This window comes from Roseivivax sp. CAU 1753 (assembly GCF_054482575.1).
This window is the reverse complement of sequence record NZ_JBTLRF010000003.1, coordinates 271,549-293,757: the sequence shown is the minus strand read 5'-3', so window position 1 is coordinate 293,757 and position 22,209 is coordinate 271,549. Positions and strand designations below refer to the sequence as shown.

The window sequence follows — 22,209 nt, the reverse complement described above, 5'->3', positions numbered from 1 at the left end:
CAAGGTGAGGGGCGATGCGGCATATCTCGCGGCTATATGATGGCTTTTTGACGCTGATGGCGATCATCGCGGGGTTCATGCTTTTGTGGTTGATGGTTTCGGTCGTCGTGTCGGTGACGATGCGGAATCTCGGGGTGCAGCCCTATGCGTGGCTTTTCACCTCGTCGGAATACGCCATTCTTTACATGACGATGCTGGGCGCGCCCTGGCTGGTGCGGGAAAAGGGGCACGTTCATATCGAGCTTCTGACCGCGACGCTGCCGCCTTCCGGGCAAGTTGTTGTCAGCCGGTTGGTGGCGGCGCTTTGCACGGTGGTGGCGGTGATCCTGGCTTGGAAGGGGCTGGAGCTGTTCCTGACCAATATCGAGCGCAACGACTTCGACGTGCGCGCCTATTTCACGCCGAAATGGATCCTGACGATCTCGTTCCCGATCTCGTTCGCGCTGATGGCGGTCGAGTTCGCGCGCTTCGTCTTCGGGCCCGAGCTGTTGCATTCGGGCGAAGCGGGGATGAGCGAATAATGGAATGGTATGCGGCGCTTGGCGTGCTTCTGGGCACGATCATGGTCCTGATGGGGATCGGCATGCCGGTGGCGCTGGCGTTTCTGGCGGCCAATATCGTCGGCGCCTGGATCTTCATGGGGGGAGAGGCCGGGATTACCCAGCTTCTCAACAACGGCTTCGGGTCGCTGACCAGTTTCGCGCTGGTGCCGATCCCGCTGTTCCTGCTGATGGGCGAGATCTTTTTCTATACCGGGTTGGGCGGGCGCATGTTCACCGCCATCGACAAGCTGCTGGGCCGACTGCCGGGGCGTCTGTCTTATGTGACGGTGATCGGCGGTACCGGGTTTTCGACCCTGTCGGGGTCGTCCATGGGGTCGACCGCGCTTCTGGGCAGCCTGATGGTGCCCGAGATGAACAAGCGCGGCTACAAGACCCACATGTCGATCGGGCCGATCCTGGGCACCGGCGGGCTGGCGATCATCATTCCGCCCTCGGCGCTGGCGGTGCTGCTGGCGACGCTGGCGCAGATCGATGTCGGTGCACTGCTGATCGCGGGCGTCATTCCGGGGCTGATCCTTGCGGGCTTCTACATCGTGCTGATCTGGGTGCAGACCCGGATCGATCCCGACGCCGCCCCGGCCTACGAGGTGGCCGAGATGGGGCTGGGCGAAAAGCTGATGCTGATCCTGCGCGACGTGGTGCCGATGCTGTCGGTGATGGTGTTCACGGTCATCGGCATGATCGGCGGGGTCTTCACCCCGTCCGAGGCGGCGGCCTTCGGGGCGCTGGGCGTGCTGATCCTTGCGGCGATCTATCGCGGGCTGAACTGGGATGCGGCGAAGAAGTCGGTTGTCGGTGCGCTGAAGGTGACGCTGATGGCCTATCTCATCGTCTTCGGGTCAGCCACGTTCAGCCAGCTTCTGGCGTTTTCCGGGGCCTCGCGGGGGTTGATCGACTGGGCCACGGGCTTTGATCTGGCCCCCATCGCGATGCTTCTGGTGATGTTCGCGGTGCTTCTGGTGCTGGGCATGTTCATGGAGCAGATCTCGATGATGCTGCTGACCGTGCCGATCTTCTTTCCGCTGGCCGCAAGCCTGGGCTTCGATCCGGTCTGGTTCGGTCTGATCATGTTGCTGGCGCTCGAGATCAGCTTTACCACGCCGCCCTTCGGATTGCTGTTGTTCGTGATGAAGGGGGTGGCCCCGCCCGAGACCACCATGCGCGAAATCTACACTTCGGCGATGCCGTTCATCGGCTGTTCGCTGCTGCTGGTGGCGCTGCTGATCCTGGTGCCGGATCTGGCGCTGTGGCTGCCGGGGCGCTGAGCGGCCTTCACCCCAGCGGCCGGGGCCCCACGCCGCGGCGCGTCAGCGCTGCTTTTCGGCCAGGGACTGAAGCGCGTCGATCACGCCATTGCCAAGGGTCTGCAGCCTGTCCTGCATGGCCAGTGCGGGGCAGTCCCTTTTCATCCGTGCCGCCATGTCGGACATCGAGAACCGGTTGGCGCCGTCCAGTTGCATCAGCTCGGTCCATGTCACCGGCACGGCGACAGGTGCGCCGGGTCGCGCGCGCAGCGAATAGGGGGCGATCGCCGTCGCGCCGCGGTCGTTGCGCAGCCAGTCGATGAAGACGCGGCCCTTGCGCCTGGCCCTGGACATGGTCGCGGTGTAGCGGTCGGGCGCCCGCGCGGCCATCACATGCGCGAAAATCTTCGAGAACAGCGTGACCGTGTCCCATCCGCGGGTGCGGCGCAGCGGCAGCCAGACGTGCACACCCTTGCCGCCGGTGACGATTGCGCCGCTCTCCAGACCCAGCGCCGCCAGCGTGTCACGCACGTCGATGGCGGCATCGCGGGTGTCATTCCAATCAAGGCTCTCGTCCGGGTCGAGATCGAACACCAGCCGGTCGGGCCGATCCAGCCGGTCGGTGCGCGCGCCCCAGATGTGGAACTCGATGCTGCCCATCTGCGCCGCCGCGATCAGGCTTTCCGGGCGCGTGGCATAGAGGTAATCGGCGGTGTCGCCGTCGCTTTCCTCGATGGCGATCCGCGACAGTGCATCGGGCATTCCGCCGCCATCGTGTTTCTGAAAGAAGCAGGTGCCGTCGATGCCAGTCGGACAGCGGTAAAGCGACAGGGGTCTGTGACCGGCCAGCGCGATCATGCGCGCGCCGACGCGGTCGTAATGGCGTGCCACGTCGCCCTTGGTGCAGCCCGCGTCGCCGAAGACGGGCCGGTCCGCGTTGCTGATCCGGATGCCGCCGACGCTGGTTTCGGAGCTGTCTGCCATCGGTTCCTCCAAAGGTGCCTCGACCGCGCGCTTGTCGTCGCGCAGGCCGAGAAAGCTGCCGTGCCGGACATGGCCATCGGCTGTCAGTTCGGTAAATTCCACCTCGGCCAGACGGTCGGGACGGACCCAGCGTGCCGTCCGCGCGACGGTCCTTGGCACATCGGGGCAGGGCGATGTCTTGCGCGGCACGGTCGCGGTCACGATCGCCGCCATGTCGGCGGCGGAAAATCCCGTGCCGACGCGCCCCCGGTAGCGCAGCGCGCCGCCGTCATGGCTGGCGATCAGCAGCGACGCGAAGGGGCGCCCCGGCTTGTCCGAGGGCGAAAACCCGACAATGACGAATTCCTGCCTGCGGGTGCATTTGACCTTGCGCCAGGCCTTGCTGCGAGTGCCGCGATAGGGCGCATCGACGCGCTTGCTGACGATGCCCTCCGCACCCGCCTTGCAGGCCGCCGCGAAAATCTCGGGGCCATTGCCGGCATTGCAATCGCTCAGCCGCAGCGGTCCGTCCCGGGGCACCCCCGAAAGCAGCCGCGCGAGCCGGTCGCGGCGGTCGATCTGCGGTGTCTTGCGCAGATCCTCGCCGTCGATATGCAGCAGGTCGAAGGCAAAGAACACCAAAGGCGCGCCACGCTTCAGCGCGTCTTGCAGCGACGAGAACGCCGACCCCTTGATGCGGGCCGCCATGACCTCGCCGTCGATCATCGCCGCATCGCAGGGCAGCGGATCGAACGCGCCGTCCAGCGCGTGAAACCGGTCGGTCCAGTCAAGCCCCGACCGGGTGTAAAGCCGCGTGCCGCCGGTGCCGAGCGCGGCCATACAGCGATAGCCGTCGAACTTGATCTCGTGCAGCCAGTCGTCGCCGTCCGGGGCGGTATCGACAAGGGTCGCAAGCTGCGGCTTGAGGAAGGCCGGTCGCTTGCGATTCCGGCGGGGCGCGGTGGCGGGCGGGGTCTTGCCCGGCGCGCCGGTTTCGATCTCGGCCATGGTCCGGCCGGTCTTCACCGAAACCGAGTGTGTCGCGGTGAAGGCATCGGGCCGGGTGTCGGCATAATCGTCGCGTTCCTTGATCAGCAGCCAGTTCTCGCGCCGATCAGACGCCTTGGCGCGCAATCGCACCAGCGTCCAGCCGCCCTTCATGCGCTGGCCCTGCAGGGTGAATTTCAGCTTGCCCTCTGCCAGGCCCGCGTCGATGTCGGTCTGCGGCAGCCAAGTGCCGGTGTCCCACAGCATGACCGTGCCGCCGCCGTATTCCCCCTTGGGGATCGTGCCTTCGAAGTCGCCGTAGTCCAGCGGGTGATCCTCGGTGCGCACGGCCAGACGCCTTTCGCCGGGATCGGGCGAGGGGCCCCTGGTGACGGCCCAGCTGAGAAGCACGCCGTTCCATTCGAGACGGAAATCGTAGTGCAGGCGGGAAGCGGCGTGTTTCTGCACCACAAAGCGCCGCCGCGCGCGCGGTGCACCGGTTTTCCCGACCGGCTCGGCGGTGCGCGAAAAGTCGCGCTTGCGGTTGTATTCGGCCAGAGAGTCCGGGCGGGGCACCAGTCAAGAGGCCTTCTTGCGCGGGGCCTTCTTCTTGGTCTGGCCGCCCGCGTCCTTGAGGCTTTGCTTCAGCGCGCTCATCAGATCGACGACATTGTCGCCCCCTGCGTCGTCGTCGTCGCCCGCATGAACGCGCGGGGTCTTGCGGTTCTTGATCTTGGCGTCGAGCAGCGCCTGCAGCGCCTCGGCATACTTGTCGCGATAGGCGCCCGCATCGAACGGGGCGCTCTTGCGGTCGATCAGCGAGGTCGCCACCTCGAGCAGGTCCGCGTCGACTTTTTCGTCCTTGATGTCGGTGAAGATCTCGTCCGCCTCGCGCAGCTCGTCCTCGTAGTGCAGCGTCTCCATCAAAAGGCCGTCGCCGCAGGGTTTGACGGCGGCGAGGTGTTCCTTGCCGCGCATGGTGACCTGACCGAGCCCGACCTTGCCGGCCTTGCGCAGCGCATCGCGCACCACCCGGTAGGCATCCTGGGCCAGATCGTCCGACGCCGAGATATAGTAGGGCTTGTCGAAATAGAGCGGCGAGATTTCGCAGGCGTCGACGAATTGCACCAGCTCGAAGGTCTTCTTGGTCTCCAGCTTGATCGCATCGATCTCCTCGGGGTCGAGCAGGATGTATTCGCCGTCCCCCAGCTCGTAGCCCTTGACGATGTCGTCGGTCTTGACCGGGCCGATGCCGGGCACCGATTTCTCGTAGCGGATGCGCTTGCCGGACGGTTCATGGATCTGCCGGAACGACACCCGGGCCCCGGTTCTGGTGGCCGAGAAGATCTCGACCGGGATGGACACGAGTGACAGGCGAAGCTGTCCCTTCCAGAGTGCGCGCGGTGCCATGGCTGTTTCCCTCTCCGACCTGAGGAAACGCGCGGGCGGGGCTGCGGTTCCTTGCGGCGCGCAACAGTGGTGCGAAACGGGGCGCGCAGCTTACGGCGTCGCCGCGCGGATCGTCAGACCGCACGGGGCTGGCATTGCCGCCGCGCGATTGCCATATACCGCCGACGACGGCAGGCGGTCGCCGGTCCCGCCGGGACCACGGATCGCGCCTTTTCACCGGTGAGGCCAGATGTACGACCCGTTCAAGCGCAGCCGTGCGAAGGCGCACAGGAAACTCCGTCGCGCCTCGGTGGCGGCGATCACGGACATGTGGGGGGCGTTGCTGACCCCTGCCAAGCCAGCGCGCAAACCCGCCAAGGCGAACAAGCCCGCGACGACCCGGCGTGGGTCGGCCAAGACCGCCCCGCCCCGAACCGGTGCCGACCGCGTGCCCGCCACCCTGCGATCCAGGCCCACCGGTGCGCGCGGCGCGACGTTCCGGAACGGCACCCATGACAGCGCCTTCGGTCGCCGGGCCTACAAGCTCTACGTGCCGAAGCTGGTGAAGACGGCCGACGCGCCGCTGCCGCTTGTGGTGATGCTGCATGGTTGCGGGCAATCGCCGCAGGACTTCGCCCGCGGTACCGGCATGAACGCGCTGGCCGAAGAGTACGGCTTTCTGGTGCTCTACCCGGCCCAGTCGCGCCAGGCGCAATTCAATCGGTGCTGGAACTGGTTCAAGCGCGAGGACCAGGCGCGCGGGGCCGGGGAACCGGCACTGATCGCCGGGCTGACGCGCGAGATCGTCGGCGCCCACAGGGTCGATCCGGCCCGGGTCTATGTCGCCGGTCTGTCCGCGGGCGGGTCGGCGGCGATGATCGTCGCAACCGCCTATCCGGATATCTTCGCGGCAGTGGGCGTGCATTCGGGCCTGCCGGTCGGGGCGGCGCAGGATGCGGCCTCGGCGACGCATGCCATGCAGGGCGGTGCGCCCGGGCGGCGGCACGCGGTCCGGATGCCGACAATCGTTTTCCACGGCGATGCGGACAAGGTCGTCAACCCGCGCAACGGTCGGTTCGTGGCGCTTCGGGCGGTGGCCCCCTATGCCCGGCTCGACCGGAGCGAGGTCACCGGCCGGGTGTCCGGCGGTCATGCCTATACCCGGACCCGGCACCGTATCGGACGCGGGCGGCCCTATTCCGAACATTGGGTGGTGCACGGGTCCGGCCATGGCTGGTCCGGCGGCCACGCGGGCGCAAGTTACACCGACCCCGCCGGTCCGGATGCCTCGCGCGAGATGATCCGCTTCTTCCTGCGCCACCGCACCACGAAAAAGCGCCGCTCCGCTCCGGCGCCGTGACGGGATGCCCGGGCCGGGATCGGGCGTCCGCGTGGTCATGCCCGCGGGGCGGGTGATGTCGGCGCAGTCCTGAAGGCAACGCTTGGACGTATATTGGCATGACCATGACCGGACCTTGCGGAGCCCGTGCAAGCGCCTTTCGGGTCGGTATTCGCACCAATGCCAAAATCCGGGGCCATGTTCCGGATGTGAACTCCGAAGTGGCATCACGGTATCGGACCACATGGGCGGATGTATCGCGCACCCGGGTTCGCACCGAACGGGTGCCAATTCCACCGACCGATCCGCATCGACGGTCTTTTCTGATGGCGCAATACCGCTAAGGTATGACCCGCACACCGCCAAGGAAGGACCGAGCGATCCTGGAGCCAGACAACCTTGCTTGCCCGGAGCCGGAGGCCTGGCTCATCGAGTTGTGCAATGCGGTATTCGATGCGCAGCCCACAACGATCGACTATCCCGGCGGGGTCCGGCGGAAAACATGCCTGATAGAGATTGGCGGAGAACGGTTCGCCGTTGCCCGGCGCAAGTCTGTCGGCAGAGCCAGATTGGAGGCGGCGGCACTGCATCATCTGGCACCGACAGGGGCCGTGCCGGAGGTGGTCGCGGTGCGCGGCGAGACCGTCGTGCAAAGGGCCGTCGCGGGACAGCGTCTGAGCGAAAGCCTGGACCGGGCGGACCCAATGGAAGCCGCCGACATGGCGCGAAAGGCCATCCGGTCGATCGGCGACTTTCAGGCATGCGCAGGGGAGACCGAGTTGAGCAGGCTGGCTCCGCGGATCGGTGAGCGGCCCGGCTGGCTGGAGGCACTTGTTGCCACCCCCCAGCGTGTGGCCGACCGATTGTCCCTGCGCAGGCCCGACTATGACATGGAACGACTGGTGAAAATCCTTGCGCCGACACAGTGGGCGTTCATCAAGTGGGATGCCCGTCCGGGCAATGCCATCGTGACGCCGGGCGGATCGATCTGCTGGATCGACTGGGAGCATTGCGGACGCAGGCGGGCGGTGGATGACGCCGCATGGTTGCTTGCCGATGAATGGTGCCCGCATATTCCGGGCATGCTCGCGCATGCGGCTGAAAGCCTTGAGGACAGCAGCCGCGATGTCTATGCGGCCCTGATCGCAATGGCTGTCATCCACAGCTTCATCCGGATGGAATTGATCCTGCGGCGCAAGGCAAGCGGGCCATGGTGGTGCCATTCAGCCTGCTTGAAGCATGATCGCGTCGGCGTGACGCCAGATCATATGGTGCTTGTCGCGGACCGGGCGATGCGGTGGTCGGCAGAGTCGGTCGAACTTCGCCCGCTTGTGGACCTCTGCCATGCGATAGTCCGGGAAGTGTCTTTGGATTCCGCCCGTTAACGCCATATCGTCGCACCGACAGATGTTTTACCCGGCTTGTTCGACGCTATTGTCAGGTTCAATGCGGCGGCGATCCCGGCGGTCACACCCTTGACAGAATCATGACCCGTGGCTCCACTGCGGGGAGTTGGGTGACGTTTTTTTTGCAAGGCGCATGTTTTTTGTGGAATTTGGATTTGCTTGTTAACAAGTGTTCAACCGTATGAACTGACCGTCTGCCAGTGGATTATTCCGCTGGCATTTTTGCACATACCGTCTCCCGAAACTGGACCATCGGGGGTTAACACATGGCTAAGTTCAAGGGCACCGCAGCGGACGATTCGGCGTCAGGCACGAATGGCAAGGACAAGCTTGACGGCAAGGACGGCGATGACACCCTGATCGGGCTCGGGGGCGATGACAAGCTCAAGGGCGGTGCTGGCAACGACAGCCTCGATGGTGGCGATGGCCGCGACAAGCTCGATGGTGGTCAGGGCGACGATGTTCTGGATGGCGGCGCGGGCGACGACGAGCTCAAGGGCGGTGATGGTGCCGACACGCTGAAGGGCGGCGCGGGCGACGACGAACTCAAGGGCGGCGACGGCAACGACAGCCTCGATGGCGGTGACGGTGACGATGCGCTGGAGGGCGGTGCCGGTGCCGATGTTCTGTATGGCGGCGATGGCAATGACACGCTGACCGGCGACGGTTCCGGATCCAGCTCGGGAAGCGGTTCCGGCGCATCGGATGGCTTCGATGACTATCTCGACGGCGGCACCGGGAATGATCTGGTGATCGGTGGTATCGGGTCGGACACGGTGCTTGGCGGTGCCGGGAACGATATCCTGTTCGGCGATGACGGCGGGTCGGGGTCGGGCAGTGGACACGGGTCCGGCTCGGGTTCTGGCTCTGGTTCTGGTTCTGGCTCTGGCTCCGGAGAGGGCTTCTCGGATTATCTCGACGGCGGTGCCGGTGACGATCTGGTCTATGCAGGCGGCGGTGACGACACGGCAGCCTATGTGGTGGCGGAAAATGCCGGTGCCACGGATGTCTATTCCGGCGGTGCGGGGGTCGACACGCTGCACCTCTACCTGACCGAGGCGGAATACGCCGCCGCAGCGGATGAGATCGCCGACTATCAAGCCTTCATCGCCGCGAATACCGACCCCGCGACAGGCGAAGCGAACGGCAACGCCTTCACCTTCTCGAGCTTCGGCTTGCAGGCGAGCGCGTTCGAGGCAGTCAGCGTCCACGCCGCGCTGGACGATGCCGCGGACGTCGGGGAAGACGATGCCGCAACCACCTTTGCCTCCGTGCTGGATAACGACCTCGGCACCCAGGACGTGGTTGCGGTGCGTCTGGTGCCCGGAAGCGGACCGGCGGCGGGTGTCCTGGTCTTCACCGAGGGCGCGCCGGGCGATCCCGGCGCAGGCACCTTCTCTTTCGATCCTGCTGGTCAGTTCGAGGCGCTCGCGGAAGGCGAGGAGGCCCTGGTCGGCTTTGACTACGAGATCGAATACGCCAACGGCGATACGGACACCGCAACGGTAAGCATTACCATTACCGGAACCAACGATGCGCCCGAGATCACCACGGCGGCGGGCGCAGAGCTTGGGGCGGTGACCGAGGCGGGGGTGCTCGACGACGGCACCGCCGTGCCCGGGGTGGCGCAGGCGACCGGCCAGCTCACGGCCTCGGACGTGGATGCGGCGGAGACGGCGACCTGGACCATCGCGGCGGATGCCGCCAACACCACGGCGCTGGGGACCATGTCGGTAGATCCGGAGACCGGCGTCTGGAGCTACGAGATCGACAACGCGGATGCGCAGGTGCAGGCGCTGGCCGAGGGCCAGGTCGCGACCGAGAGCTTCACCGCGACGGTGACGGACGGGTCCGGCGCGACGGCGGTGCAGACGGTGACGGTGACCATCGCCGGAACCAACGATGCGCCCACCGCTGTCGCGGATGTCGATGACGGTCAGCCACTGATCGAGGCAGGCTTTGGCGTTCCCGGGAACGATGCGACCGGCGGCAATGCGCTGGCCAATGACAGCGATCCCGATGCGACGGACATCCTGACCGTTCAGGGCGTTGCGGCGGGGGATCAGAGCGCCGGGCCAGCGCTGACCACGGGCGTGGCCACGGCAATTGTCGGAACCTACGGCACGCTGTCCCTCGCGGCGAACGGCACCTGGGACTACGCGCTGGACGACAGCGACCCCGACACCGAGGCGCTGGTCGCGGGGCAGACGGCTACGGACGTCTTCACCTATACCGTGAGCGACGGCAATGGCGGCACAGCCAGCGCGACGATCACGGTCGGCATCGCCGGTTCGGACGACAACGCGCCGCCGGTTGCGGTGGACGACGACTTCACCGCGCCGGGTGCGATTCTGGAGGACGTGGCCACCGTGCTGGATCTCGCGGTCAATGACAGCGATGCCAATGCGGGCCAGACCCTGACCATCGTGGCGATAGATGGCGTGGCCGTCGCGGCGGGCGATACCGTGTCGGTCACGGGTGGCACGCTCGGGATCGGCGCGGGCGGCAGCGTTACCTTCACGTCGGACGCGGATTACAGCGGCCCTGCCGGGTTCGACTACCAGGTCAGCGACGGGGTCGAAGCGTCGAACCCCGCCAGCGTCGCGATCGACGTGACCGCGGTGGCGGATGCACCGGATCTGGCGTTGAACGGTGTTGCGGAACCCGTGAGCATGTCGCCGCAGCTTGTTGGCGGCGATGTTCAGGTCAACACGGTGACGGATGGACAGCAACGATATGCATCGGTGACGCAGCTTGCGGACGGTGACCTGATGGTCGTCTGGGCGTCGAGCGGGTCGGACGCGGACGCGCAATGGGATATCATCGCGCAGCGGTTCGACGCTGACGGCACGGCTGTGGGCACCCCCTTCACCGTGAACGAGACCACGTCCGGGACCGAGTGGTTTCCCGCGATCACCGCGCTCGAGAATGGCGGCTATGTGATCACCTGGAGCAACCTGAGCGCTGATTTCAGCGAGCGCGAGATATACCAGCAGGCCTTCGATGCGGCGGGCAACCCGGTGGGCCCCGAAACACAGGTCAACACCAACACCGCGAGTGTGCAGACCGACGCCACGGTCGCGGCTTTGCCCGATGGCGGCTGGATCGTGCTTTGGTCTTCGAGCGATATCGACGGCTCCGGGTTCGGCGTTTCGCTTCAGCGCTTCGATGCTGGCGGCAACCCGGTCGGGACCGAAACGCAGGTGAACACCTACACGACAGATTCGCAGGGCGAGGTTGACGTCTCGGTCGGGGCGGATGGAAGCTACGTCGTGGTCTGGAGCTCGTCGGGGCAGGATACGTCCGGTCAGGGCATCTATGGCCAGCGTTTCGACGCCGCCGGCGTGCCTGTCGGCGCGGAATTCCAGGTGAACACTGAGACAAACTCGACTCAGGGCACCGGATCGGTGGCGGTCTTGGCGGATGGCAGTTTTGTCGTCACCTGGGGGTCGTTCCAGCAGGACGGCGATTCCTACGGCGTCTATGCGCAGACCTTCGACGCATCCGGCGTGCCGATCGGCAGCGAGCTTCTGGTCAATACCGAAACCGACGGGCGGCAGTATAATCCCACGGTCACGGCTTTGTCCGACGGCGGCTATATCATTTCATGGACCGAGAACGGCAGTGGTGCAAACGACACCTCGGGCGATGTCTACGGCCAGCGATTTGACGCGTCGGGCAACCCGGTCGGCGATCCTGTCATTCTGCACAATCAAACAAACGGCATCCAGGAATGGCAATCGTTCCATGGCGGCAACAACGTGGTCGAACTGGCCGACGGCACGCTTGCGGTCATCACCGAGCATGGCGGAAACGGCGAGATCTTCCTCAGCTTCCTCGAAATACCGATGCCAGAGGTGGCGCTCGAGGACGAACCGCTGGCGATCGATCTGTCCGCCGCGCTGACCGACACCGACGGCTCGGAGACGCTGACCATCACGCTTGCGGGCTACCCCGACGGGGCGACGTTCAACCTTGGTGCGGCGGATGGCAGCGACTGGGTGATCACCGGCGCCGAGGCGGTCGATCTGTCGACGCTGGAAATGACCCCGCCCGCAGATTGGAGCGGCACCTTCACGCTGACCGCGACGGCCACGGCGACCGAGGGGGCGAATGGCGATCAGGCGTCGACGGTGGCCAGCGCCGCATTCACGATCCAGCCGGTCAACGATGCGCCGGTCGCGGTGGACGACGTGCTTGAGGGGCGTGTGGCCAGCGAAATCACCATCAATGACGGCGGCACGGTGCCCGCATCGGCGGTGCTGGCGGATGGCAACGTGGCCATCGTGTCGACCGCCTGGGGCATCGACGTGCAGATCGTCGATCCGAACGGCAATCCGGTCGGCGGCCCCATCACGACGGCGGCCGCGTCCACCAACCAAAGCGCCAGCATCACGGCGTTGCCGGACGGCGGCTTTGCGGTCGGCTGGCATGTCGGGAACGACATTTTCGTCCAGATCTTCGACGAGACCGGCACTGCGGTGACCAGTGGCATTCTGGTCGATGACGGCACCACCTTCCAGGGCTCCACGTCCGTTCTGGGCCTGAGCACGGGCGAGATCGTGGTGACCTGGACGACGCGGGACGGACCCGACACCGACGGGGCCGGGGTCAGCGCCGTGATCCTCGACGCCGACGGCAACGTGCTGGTCAGCGAATTCAGTGTGCCCGACACCACCATTGGCTCGCAATCCGTAACCGTGAATGTGGCCATGTCCGAGCTTTCGGGCGGGCAGTTCATCGTCACGTGGACATCGTCTGACGGCACCGACGACGACAGCGGTTCGGGCATCCGGGCGCGTATCTTCAACGCCGACGGTACGCCGGTGGGCGACGACTTCCTGATCAATCAGGAGACCGACAACACGCAGTCTTCCCCGAGCGTCACCACGCTGTCCGATGGCAGCTTCGTCGTGACCTGGTATTCCTATGACGGCGATGCCGATCAGGCCGGGATCAAGGCGCGCGTCTTCGCCGCCGACGGCACCCCCATCACCGACGAGTTCCTGGTCAACAACCAAGAAGCCGGCTTTCAGTATGTCAGCGACGTCACGGCATTGGACGACGGCGGTTTTGCCATCGTCTGGCACGGGTCCAGCTATCCGGGCGATATCAAGATCCGCACCTTCGAGTCCGACGGCACACCGCGCGGGCCCGAGATCGTCGTCGAGGAGAACACCAACGCGGCCCAGATCGCCCCGCATGTCGATACGCTGGACAACGGCAATATCATCGTCACCTGGGAAGTGCGCCCCGACGATGGCGGCGGCGGCTACACCGCGATCCGTATCTTTGGACCCGACCTGTCCACCTCGGGCGGCACCGTGGACGAAGACACGGTTCTGACCATCGACGGCGACGTGCTGCTGGCCAATGACACCGATGCCGACGGCGATCCGCTCGTGATCACGGCGGTCTCTGCGACCAGCGCCTCGGGGGCGGACGTGACGCTGAATGGCGACGGGACAGTGACCTACGATCCGACCACCTCGGCGGTTCTTGACGCCCTGGCGGATGGCGAAAGCGTCGCGGACACGTTCGAATACACCGTGTCGGACGGTCAGGGCGGATTCGATACCGCAACCGTTTCGCTGACGGTGGACGGCGTGACGGACCCGGTGGTCGAAGGGCCCGCGGACACCCTGCTGATGTCCGAGCTTGACGGTACGAACGGCTTTGCCGTCACCGGCATCGAGGCGCGCAACGAGATCGGTCTTACCGTCAAGATGGATGTCGCCAATCTGGGCGATATCAATGGCGACGGGCTCGATGATTTCGGGATCGGTGCCGGAAATGCCAATGGCGGGTCCGGTACGGATACCGGCGAAGCCTATGTCGTCTTCGGCAGTGCGACAGGGTTTCCAGCCGACCTGTCCGTCGATGACCTGGACGGGACGAATGGGTTCGTCATCACCAGCGCGCAGACCCAGGACCTCATGGGCAATGCCATTTCGGGCGTCGGCGATATCAATGGCGACGGGCTTGACGATTTTGCGGTCTCGGCGTTCTACCACGACGGCGGATCGGGCAATTCAGGGCGAACGTATATCGTCTTCGGCACGACGGATGGGTTCCCCTCCGCGCTGGATCCGTCCGCCATGGGCCCGGATGACGGGATGATGATCACCGGCGGAGCGTATGACAGCGAGGTGGGTGTCGATGTCTCCGGTGCAGGGGATTTCAACGGCGACGGGATCGATGACCTGATCGTGTCGACCAGAAGCACAAACGGAAGCGCTTTTGTCGTCTTCGGGTCGGACACTGGCTTGCCCGCAGAGATCGTCACATCGTTCAGCGGCATCGCGCCCTACGGGATCGAGATCACCGGCCAGTCTGAAAGCTTCGGCTCACAGGTCAGTTCCGCCGGGGACATCAACAACGACGGCTATGACGATCTGATTGTCGGAGAGGAATTGCAGGACCCGGCCGGGACATCCTCGGGAAGCGTTTATGTCATCTATGGCAGCGCGGCCCCCGGAAATGTGGATGTCGATGCACTGAGCGTGACCGAGGGCTTCACGTTCTCGGGCGAGAACGCATCGGACAGGATGGGCTATTCGGTTGCAGACGCGGGCGACGTCAATGGCGATGGCATCGATGATGTCATCGTTTCGGGTTTTGTCGGCAATCAGGCGGCAGTCATCTATGGCGACGAGACCCCCGGCGCCGTGTTCCCCACCGCTCCGTCCCAGCTTGACGGAAGCAACGGCTTCGTCATCAACGGCACTCCGGGGGGGCAGACCTATTCCGTATCGGGCGCAGGCGACGTCAACGGCGATGGCTTTGACGATTTGCTGATCTCGACACGGTACGACGCCTATCTGATCTTTGGCGCCACGGAAGACGGAGATGCGAGCCTCGACATTGCCGATCTGACCAACCTCGAAGGCGTGGCATTCGACGGGTTCGACGGTGAAGTCTTCGTGTCCGCGGCGGGGGATGTAAATGGCGACGGCCTCGACGATATCCTGATCGCCGACCATGTGGCGTTCGCGTCAAGCCCGGAGTCCGAAGCCTATGTCATTTACGGCAGCGCCGACTGGCTCGTCTGAAGGGGCGCGGAACCAGATCGCCCACACAAGATGACGGCGGAAGCGACCGGGTCCGGGCCAGTCCGGGTCGGTTCCGCGCCACGGCGTGCCTTGGGGACGATGGGGTCCTGCGTGACGCGGCCATGCGACCTCAGCTCCGCAAGGCCCTGAGCTGCCCGGGCCGCGGGGTGCGGAGGCTGCGGTCCGCTGCAATGCACGTCGCGGACGGCAAGTCGTTCTTTCCCTGAACGCGCTCAATGGCGTCAAGCGCCGGTTCTCGGCCTATAGGTGTTCAAGCTTGCAGTCGGGCAGCAGGCGTTCGGCATCGGCGCGGTCGAAGAGGGCGGTTCCCTCGGTGCGAACCGTCGCCGCCGCCGCCGCGACGCCCCATCTCAGCGCCTGATCGGGCGCATCGCCCAGTGCCAGCGACCGCGTGAAGGCGCCGACCAGCGCATCCCCCGCGCCGATCTTGCTTCGGACCGTCACCTTGGGGGGACGGCAGAAAAACTTCTGATCGCCGGTCACCATGACGGACCCCTCGGCGCCGTGACCGGTAACCACAGTCCTCGCGACACCGCGATCTATCAGCTGTTGGCAAAAGGCAAGGTTTTCGGCAACGGTACGGATCTCGCGCCCGGTCGCCTTCTCGATCTCGCTGCGGTCGAGCCGCAGGACGTCGAGGGGGGCAATCGGCGCGTTGATCAGATGCAGCAGCGACGACCGGGACGTATCGACAACCAGACGTCCTTGTACACCCGTAACGACAGCCTGCACCCTCTGCAGGAAATCGTCCGCTAGACCATTGGCGATGCCACCGCTCAGCACGACGAACCTGTCCTTCTGCACCGTCTCGGCGATCCGGTCGAGGATCATCCGAGCTTCGGTTTCACTCAACTCTTCGCCCGGCAGGGAAAAGCGGAACTGTTCGCCCGACACGGAGTCGGTCACCGCAAGGCTGCAGGCCGTTTCTCCGGCAACCCGGCACGCCACGACCGGAACCTTCTCCGTCGCCAGCAAGGCCTGAAGGCGGTCGCCCATTGGCCCGCCTACCACAATCAGCGCCGTGACGCTTCCGCCCAGTTTCAAGATCGCCCGCGCGACGTTCACGCCGCCGCCACCCGGATCGATCAACGGCGCCGTGCAATACAATTTCGGCCCCGCCACAACGTGCTCGGCAGAGGTTGCGTAATCGACAGCAGGCTTGAGGGTGATGGTCACGATGTCAGGCACGATGCAGCTTCCCGCAGTAGGGTCGTGATGCTCGAAACTGCCGCCGATGTCAGACGTGGGCTGGCAGATCGATACGATCCGGAATTTACAATGGCCGTATGATTGCTCTGCCGGGCCCGGGCGTGCAAGGCATCACGGTTACCGGCTTCAAAGGCCCTCTGGCGACGCTTGCTCCGGGACAGGCTCGGGTTAGGGGGGCGATGCGGGCCGTCGATCCGAGGTGTCATGGCGGTGCCCGGCCAAGTCACGTCGACCCCGCGACCGCAAGTACGATGAGCATCGGGCGGCAGGTCTCGTCGCTGCGGCTGATCACGGCGGCGCACCTGTCGACGCAGGCGGACGCTTCGGCGCGCCGGTCTCGATCTGCAACAAATGAGGGGTGCGATGGTAGCGGAGGAGGGACTTGAACCCCCGACACGCGGATTATGATTCCGCTGCTCTAACCAACTGAGCTACTCCGCCAAAGTGGCGGTTGATTAGAAGAGCGGCCCGGTCGGGTCAAGCGGGAAATTGTGCAAGACGCACCGCCCGGACCCACAAAACCCGGCCCCTGCCATGACATGCAGTCGCGGCTGTGCGGCCCGCACCATCCAACCTGTCACGAACGGACCAAAAATACTCTCGGGGGAGTGTGAGGGGGCAGACAGCCCCCTCGCCCTGGCCGTCACGGGCGCACCGGTCCGGCAGGCCCGCCAACCCGACAAAGGGGCTTATTTCACGATGACCTCGTCCTTGACGAACATGTTCGCCCAGGCCTGATCCACCAGCTCCGGTGTCATCTTGTAGGGCAGGCCTTCGAAGTCGCAGACCGCGATCATCTGGTCGACCAGGAACACCGGCTGATAGTTCGCGTAGATGTTCTTGATCGTCGGATACTTGTTCTTGAGCAGGTGAACGAGGCTCTTCTCGCACAGCTGCATACGCTTCTTGCGGGCCACCAGCGCAAAGATCTTCAGGAAATCCTCCTGGTTGGGACCGTCGATCTTGATCTTGAAGAAGATCCGGCGCAGCGCGGCCTGGTCGAAGATCTCGTTCGGGTGGAAGTTGGTCGAAAAGATCACCAGCGTGTCGAACGGCACCTCGAACTTTTCGCCCGATTGCAGCGACAGGATGTCCTTGCTTTCCTCCAGCGGCACGATCCAGCGGTTCACCAGCTTTTGCGGCGGTTCGGCCTGGCGGCCAAGGTCGTCGACGATGAAGATGCCGCCGGTGGACTTCAGCTGCAGCGGTGCCTGGTAGGTCCGCGCGGTGGGGTTGTAGACCAGATCGAGCATGTTCAGCGACAGCTCGCCCCCGGTGACCACCGTCGGGCGTTCGCAGAGCACGTAGCGCGTGTCATAAAGGATGCGGCGGCGCAGCTGGGTCGGATCCTCGCCGAGCTGTTCGGCCTTGGAATGCACGATCGGGTCGTAGACGGTGATCACCGAGCCCGCGTATTCGATCGCGCGCGGCACATAGATCTTGTCGCCCATGGCATCGCGGATACCGTTCGAGATCGAGGATTTGCCGTTGCCCGGGGGTCCGTACATCAGGATCGAGCGGCCCGAGGTCACGGCGGGGCCGAGATTGCCAAGCAGCCCCGGCGGCAGGATCAGGTGGCCCATCGCATTGGTCAGCTGGTCGCGGGTGATCTGGATATTGCGGATCGACTGGCGCTGTACCTGTTCGCGGTAGACCTGCAGGGGCACCGGCATTGCGCCGTAATATTCCGACTGGGTCAGGGCATCCATCGCGCGGGCCTTGCCGCTGTCGGTCAGCTGGTAGCCCATCTCGGAGCTCGCCGAGGCCGACATGGTGCCCATCGCCTCGAGCAGGTTCTGCCCGCGGGCATAGTCGATCAGCTCTTGCGTGATCGGCACCGGCAGGCAGACGGCGCTGGCCACTTCGGTGACGCTGCCGGAGTTCTTGCGAAAGATCGTCTTGATCACGATATCGCGCATCATCACCATCGACAGCTGCATGTCCTGCAACCGTTTCGGGGGTGGAGGAGCCATGACGTTCGACGTCTGCATGTTCATAGCGAAAGGTCCCTTTGACCGGATTTGTCGGCCAGAGAGGAACACTTCTTTGTGGCGAGACCGGGGCCGGGCCTTGGCGTTTTCGCGCGCGGGGGCGGGCGGGAATCGGGGGCGGGGGGCCGGTGTCAGGCGCCGTATAGCGCGCCCAGCGCGAGATAGAGCGCGAGCGTGCCGCCAAGTGCCAGGCCCATCGGAAACTTGGAGCCCGCGGTCCAGCTTTTCCACTGCGGCGCAAGCCGTCTGAGCGGCGTCGCCCGCGCGATCCTGTGCGCCACGAAGGCCGCCAGAAGCACCGACGCGAACAGCGCCATGAGCAACCGCAGGTCGCCCAGGTGGATGAACGGCGCGGCGGCGGCGGCGAATTTCGCGTCGCCCGCCCCCATCGCGCCGCCCGCGTTCAATGCGATCCCGGCCACCAGCACGACAGCCAGATGGGCATAGCGCCACAGGTAGGCATCCAGCGGCAGGACCACGAAGCCCACGACCACGAACACCGCCAGCAAGGCGATCACCGTGACATTGGTAATCTTCATCCGCGACAGGTCGGTATAGCAGGTGTACAGGCACAGCGGCGCCACGAAGGGCAGAAACCAGAGTGCGGCCGCGGCGGCGATGCTCATGGCGCGACCGGTGCCCTAGTTCGAGGCTTCGAGCGCATCAAGGCTCGTGGCGGCGGCTTCGAAATGCTGGGGATGGGTTTCGATCGCGTCGCGCAGCAGCGACTTGCCGGTCTCGACGTCGCCCTTCTTGATCGCGGCGAGTGCCAGGGTGTGCAGTAGCTGCGCCCGCTCGACCTGGCTCATCGGGATGGCCGGGATCGAGTAGTCGCCGCGCGCCGCGCGGGCCAGCATCAGGTTGTTCTTGGCGGTGTACAGCGTTTCGTCCTGGCGGATCGCATCGGTGAACAGCCGTTCGGCGTCGCCGTAATCGCCGCGCGTCAGCTTCGAGTAGCCCCAGTTATTGAGCACGCCCGAGGGCCGCGTCGTCAGGCCAAGCGCCACCTCGTAGAAGCTGTCGGCCTTTTTCCAGTCCTTGTTGACGTCGGCCACCATCGCCTCGAGCTTGTAGCGCTCGAAGGTCTCGTAGGTGGGGGGGATCGCATCGAGCGTCGATTTCGCCCGTTTCCAGTCGCCCGAACGGATCAGCGCATCGGCAAAGGCCACGCGGTCGGCGCTGGTGACGTCCTCGTGCTCGGTGACCTTGGCCCAGGCCGACACGCCTTCGGGCACGCGCTTGGCACGGATCAGCGATTTCGCCAGCCCGCGCTGGTGTTCGACATTGTCGGGGGCGTCCTGCAGGGCGCGGCGGAAATAATCCACCGCCTCGTTGGGATCCGCGACCGTCAGCATCACGTCGTTGAGACCGGTGCCGTCGATGGCATTCACACCCTGGAAATTGCGATCCACGGTTTCGGCGTCCTGCGTATCGCATGCCGATAGGCCCAAAACCCCTGCCGTGCAGAGGGCCAATATCTTGGAATGGCGCATTTTCTGCGTCCTTGTTCTGCTACTGCCTCGTTACTCGGAAGCGGTGATCAGGAAATCGCCCTGGCCCCGCCGCACAAGCTTAAATTCTTTTTCTTGTTCCGGAGCGTAAACCGAATTTTCCAATTTTGCGAGCGCCAAGCGCAAATTGTCGCGGATTGAGTCGTTTTGGCCATTATCGAGCGCATAGGCCCGCCGGAAAGTGGCCGCCGCCTCGGCGGTCTTGCCGCGTTCCATCAGCACGACACCGAGGTTGTTCCACACTTCCGGGCTGGCCTCGTCTTCCTCGACCGCCTGCCGAAGCAGCCGTTCGGCCTGGTTCAGCCGCCCGAGCGCAAGGTTGGCGGACCCCAGTCCGGACAGCACATCGACGGTCAGGCCGATCTCGGACGCGGCGCGGGTATAGGCATCGAGCGCCAGTTCCGGCTCATTGCCGTCCATCAGGCGGTGGCCGACGATGAGCCCGTCCACGCCTTGTCCGTCGGGGTCGACCTGGGGCGCGAAAAGCTGGCCCTCGGGCACGGCCTGACCGCCTGAGGAACAGGCGGCCAGGGCAGTTGCGATGATCAGAGCTCCCGCGAGGGGAAGGCGCATGTGTCTAGTTCCCGGCCGTCATGTTGGTGATGCCGACCACGGAAGGACCCACCAGGATGATGAGCAGCGGCGGCACCGTCAGCATCATAGTGGTCAAAGTCATCTTGGTGGGCAACTTGTTTGCCTTCTCTTCGGCCCGCATGACGCGTTTGTCACGCATTTCCGCCGCATAGACCCGAAGCGCATCCGCCACCGAGGTGCCGAAGGTCTGCGACTGGTTCAGCACCGTCACGAAGGAGGACACGTCCTGCACGCCGCAGCGTTCGGACATGTCGTTGAGCACGGTGGACTTGTCCTTGCCGGCCTTCATCTCGTAGCTGACGAGCTGGAATTCGTCCGCCAGATAGGGATAGGACGGGCGCAGTTCGCGGGCGATGCGGACGATCGACTGGTCCATGGACTGCCCGGCCTCGACGCAGACCAGCATCATGTCGAGCGCGTCGGGAAAGCCGTCCTGGATCTGTTCCTGGCGCATCGCGGCGCGCCGCGTGATCCAGTATTTCGGCAGGTAGTACCCGGCGCCGCCGGGGCCGAGGACATAGAGCACCATGTCCTTGGTGGTCGCCGCGTCGCCCAGGGCAAGCGTGTAATAGGCCGTGCCCAGCGCCAGCCCGAGAAGACCCAGCGCGGCCTGCAGGAAGTAGTAAAGCCGCACCGACTCCTTGGACGCATAGCCCGCCTGCAGCAGCCTGAGCCGGACGGTGCCAAGCTCTTTCTCGTCCGTCGGTTCGAGGAACTGCGCGTAGCGGTTGAGTTTGTCGTTCTTGGCCTTCTCGCGCAGGATCTGCTTGGTCTCGACCGCGGCTTCCTGGTTGCGCCGTTCGGACATCTTGAGCTTGTCCATCGGATCGGGCTTGCGCGCCAGCATGATCGGGATGCAGGCGAGGATCAGCAACAGCCCGAGCACACCGGCCAGGATCATCGGCGCGGCCGGGCCCAGAAGGCCGACCATCGCGTCGTTCATGGTATTTATCAAATCCATTGGGGCCCCCTCAGACCTTGATGTTCACAAGCATGCGCATCACGAACAGATTGAGCGCGAGGAAAATGGCGACGATGAAGCAGGCCGGGATGAACCACGGGTGGTCCAGCACATCGTCGTAGTAGTCGGGTTTGGTGACCTGGATGAACAGCAGCGCACCGACCGGGAAGCCGGACAGGAACTTGCCCGACCATTGCGCCTCGGCGGTGATCGCCTTGACCCGGCGGAACAGGCGGAAGCGCGCCCGGATCACCTTGGCCAGACCATCGAGGATCTCGGCGAGGTTGCCGCCCGATTGCTGCTGGATCGTCACCGCCACGGCGAGAAAGCGCAAATCCTGCATGTCGAGCCGCTCGGCCATGTGCTTGAGCGCTTCGCCGATATCGCGACCATAGGCGGACTCGTCGGCGATGACACCGAACTCGGTGGCCAGCGGATCGGGAATTTCCTTCGACACGATCGAGATCGCCGAGGTGAAGGGATGGCCGACCCGAAGCGAGCGCACCATCAGCTCGACCGCGTCGGGCAGTTGTTCCTCGATCATCGAAAGGCGTTTCTTGGCCTTCGAATTGACCCAGAAGAACACGCCGCCGATGCCGAAGCCGATGCCCATCACCAGCCGCACCGCAAGCCCGGCCTCGGTGCCGATGCTCAGGCCGAGAAAGGCCAGCACCGAAACGCCGCCCATCAGAAGGATGAGCTGGTTCGGCGAGAAGGCGATCGCGGCCTTCTGGGCCCGGTCGGCGAGCATCGAGTAAAGCGGAATGCCCCCGCTTTGCATGTGCTGGTCCATTTCCTTTCGAAGCTTGGCCAGCACCTCTTCGCGATGCGCGCCCTTGTCGAGCATCTGCAGGCGGCGATTGACCTTGCTGTTCAGGCTGATCGACTTGCCGAAGGCGACAAGGTAGACGCCCTCGACCAGCGCCAGCACGCCGACGAAGATCGCGCCGTAGATTAGGAATTCTGCGCTAAACATGGA

General features: G+C 64.9%; 14 protein-coding genes and 1 tRNA gene. 5 read left to right on the top strand and 10 right to left on the bottom strand.

All coding sequences use genetic code 11. The annotated features are described in order from the left end of the window. The first annotated feature begins 14 nt into the window (after positions 1-14). The gene (locus tag ACXYMN_RS08895; protein ID WP_459013222.1) at positions 15-521 is read left to right on the top strand and encodes a TRAP transporter small permease; all 507 of its coding nucleotides are present in this window, start codon (positions 15-17) and stop codon (positions 519-521) included. Then, positions 521-1,828, top strand: coding sequence for a TRAP transporter large permease (locus tag ACXYMN_RS08890; protein ID WP_459013221.1), 1,308 nt, complete (start codon positions 521-523; stop codon positions 1,826-1,828). The genes ACXYMN_RS08895 and ACXYMN_RS08890 overlap by 1 nt, the downstream gene beginning before the upstream one ends. Positions 1,829-1,870: 42 nt before the next feature. Here ACXYMN_RS08890 and ligD read toward each other — a convergent pair whose 3' ends face one another. Then, positions 1,871-4,333, bottom strand: coding sequence for a DNA ligase D (gene ligD / locus ACXYMN_RS08885; RefSeq protein WP_459013220.1), 2,463 nt, complete (start codon positions 4,331-4,333; stop codon positions 1,871-1,873). 3 nt (positions 4,334-4,336) lie between these two features. Further along, positions 4,337-5,167: a non-homologous end joining protein Ku gene (gene ku / locus ACXYMN_RS08880; RefSeq protein ID WP_459013219.1), complete on the bottom strand. Its 831-nt coding sequence runs from the start codon at positions 5,165-5,167 to the stop codon at positions 4,337-4,339. A 229-nt stretch (positions 5,168-5,396) separates the two neighbouring features. Between ku and ACXYMN_RS08875 the strand changes: the two genes are divergently transcribed. The 3 genes from ACXYMN_RS08875 (at position 5,397) to ACXYMN_RS08865 (ending at position 14,943) form a co-directional block, all read left to right on the top strand. Then, positions 5,397-6,506 (top strand): extracellular catalytic domain type 1 short-chain-length polyhydroxyalkanoate depolymerase, encoded by a 1,110-nt coding sequence (locus ACXYMN_RS08875; RefSeq protein ID WP_459013218.1) that lies wholly within the window; start codon positions 5,397-5,399, stop codon positions 6,504-6,506. Positions 6,507-6,832: 326 nt separating this feature from the next. Next, the gene (locus ACXYMN_RS08870; RefSeq protein WP_459013217.1) at positions 6,833-7,870 is read left to right on the top strand and encodes a phosphotransferase family protein; all 1,038 of its coding nucleotides are present in this window, start codon (positions 6,833-6,835) and stop codon (positions 7,868-7,870) included. Between the two features lie 287 nt (positions 7,871-8,157). Next, entirely contained in the window at positions 8,158-14,943 is a 6,786-nt protein-coding gene (locus tag ACXYMN_RS08865; protein WP_459013216.1) for a VCBS domain-containing protein, read from the top strand. Between the two features lie 261 nt (positions 14,944-15,204). Here ACXYMN_RS08865 and ACXYMN_RS08860 read toward each other — a convergent pair whose 3' ends face one another. The 8 genes from ACXYMN_RS08860 to ACXYMN_RS08825 form a co-directional block, all read right to left on the bottom strand. Then, positions 15,205-16,152: a 1-phosphofructokinase family hexose kinase gene (locus tag ACXYMN_RS08860; protein WP_459013215.1), complete on the bottom strand. Its 948-nt coding sequence runs from the start codon at positions 16,150-16,152 to the stop codon at positions 15,205-15,207. 385 nt (positions 16,153-16,537) lie between these two features. Further along, positions 16,538-16,614 (bottom strand) — tRNA-Met (locus ACXYMN_RS08855). A 248-nt stretch (positions 16,615-16,862) separates the two neighbouring features. After that, complete coding sequence (locus ACXYMN_RS08850) at positions 16,863-18,170, bottom strand: ATPase (RefSeq protein WP_459013214.1); 1,308 nt, start codon at positions 18,168-18,170, stop codon at positions 16,863-16,865. Between the two features lie 125 nt (positions 18,171-18,295). Continuing rightward, positions 18,296-18,790, bottom strand: coding sequence for a prepilin peptidase (locus tag ACXYMN_RS08845; protein ID WP_459013213.1), 495 nt, complete (start codon positions 18,788-18,790; stop codon positions 18,296-18,298). A gap of 15 nt (positions 18,791-18,805) precedes the next feature. Further along, entirely contained in the window at positions 18,806-19,657 is an 852-nt protein-coding gene (locus ACXYMN_RS08840; RefSeq protein ID WP_459013212.1) for a tetratricopeptide repeat protein, read from the bottom strand. Between the two features lie 30 nt (positions 19,658-19,687). Continuing rightward, the gene (locus ACXYMN_RS08835; RefSeq protein WP_459013211.1) at positions 19,688-20,248 is read right to left on the bottom strand and encodes a tetratricopeptide repeat protein; all 561 of its coding nucleotides are present in this window, start codon (positions 20,246-20,248) and stop codon (positions 19,688-19,690) included. Positions 20,249-20,252: 4 nt separating this feature from the next. Beyond that, positions 20,253-21,230 carry a type II secretion system F family protein gene (locus tag ACXYMN_RS08830; RefSeq protein WP_459013210.1) on the bottom strand — a complete coding sequence of 326 codons (978 nt, stop codon included), beginning with the start codon at positions 21,228-21,230 and terminating at the stop codon, positions 20,253-20,255. A gap of 10 nt (positions 21,231-21,240) precedes the next feature. Continuing rightward, positions 21,241-22,206 carry a type II secretion system F family protein gene (locus ACXYMN_RS08825; RefSeq protein WP_459013209.1) on the bottom strand — a complete coding sequence of 322 codons (966 nt, stop codon included), beginning with the start codon at positions 22,204-22,206 and terminating at the stop codon, positions 21,241-21,243. Positions 22,207-22,209: the final 3 nt, after the last annotated feature.

Coding starts and splice junctions, on each gene's coding strand:
- ACXYMN_RS08895 (WP_459013222.1), top strand. CDS start 15: ATGCGGCATATCTCGCGGCTATATGATGGCTTTTTGACGCTGATGGCG.
- ACXYMN_RS08890 (WP_459013221.1), top strand. CDS start 521: ATGGAATGGTATGCGGCGCTTGGCGTGCTTCTGGGCACGATCATGGTC.
- ku (WP_459013219.1), bottom strand. CDS start 5,167: ATGGCACCGCGCGCACTCTGGAAGGGACAGCTTCGCCTGTCACTCGTG.
- ACXYMN_RS08875 (WP_459013218.1), top strand. CDS start 5,397: ATGTACGACCCGTTCAAGCGCAGCCGTGCGAAGGCGCACAGGAAACTC.
- ACXYMN_RS08870 (WP_459013217.1), top strand. CDS start 6,833: ATGACCCGCACACCGCCAAGGAAGGACCGAGCGATCCTGGAGCCAGAC.
- ACXYMN_RS08865 (WP_459013216.1), top strand. CDS start 8,158: ATGGCTAAGTTCAAGGGCACCGCAGCGGACGATTCGGCGTCAGGCACG.
- ACXYMN_RS08850 (WP_459013214.1), bottom strand. CDS start 18,170: ATGAACATGCAGACGTCGAACGTCATGGCTCCTCCACCCCCGAAACGG.
- ACXYMN_RS08845 (WP_459013213.1), bottom strand. CDS start 18,790: ATGAGCATCGCCGCCGCGGCCGCACTCTGGTTTCTGCCCTTCGTGGCG.
- ACXYMN_RS08840 (WP_459013212.1), bottom strand. CDS start 19,657: ATGCGCCATTCCAAGATATTGGCCCTCTGCACGGCAGGGGTTTTGGGC.
- ACXYMN_RS08835 (WP_459013211.1), bottom strand. CDS start 20,248: ATGCGCCTTCCCCTCGCGGGAGCTCTGATCATCGCAACTGCCCTGGCC.
- ACXYMN_RS08830 (WP_459013210.1), bottom strand. CDS start 21,230: ATGGATTTGATAAATACCATGAACGACGCGATGGTCGGCCTTCTGGGC.
- ACXYMN_RS08825 (WP_459013209.1), bottom strand. CDS start 22,206: ATGTTTAGCGCAGAATTCCTAATCTACGGCGCGATCTTCGTCGGCGTG.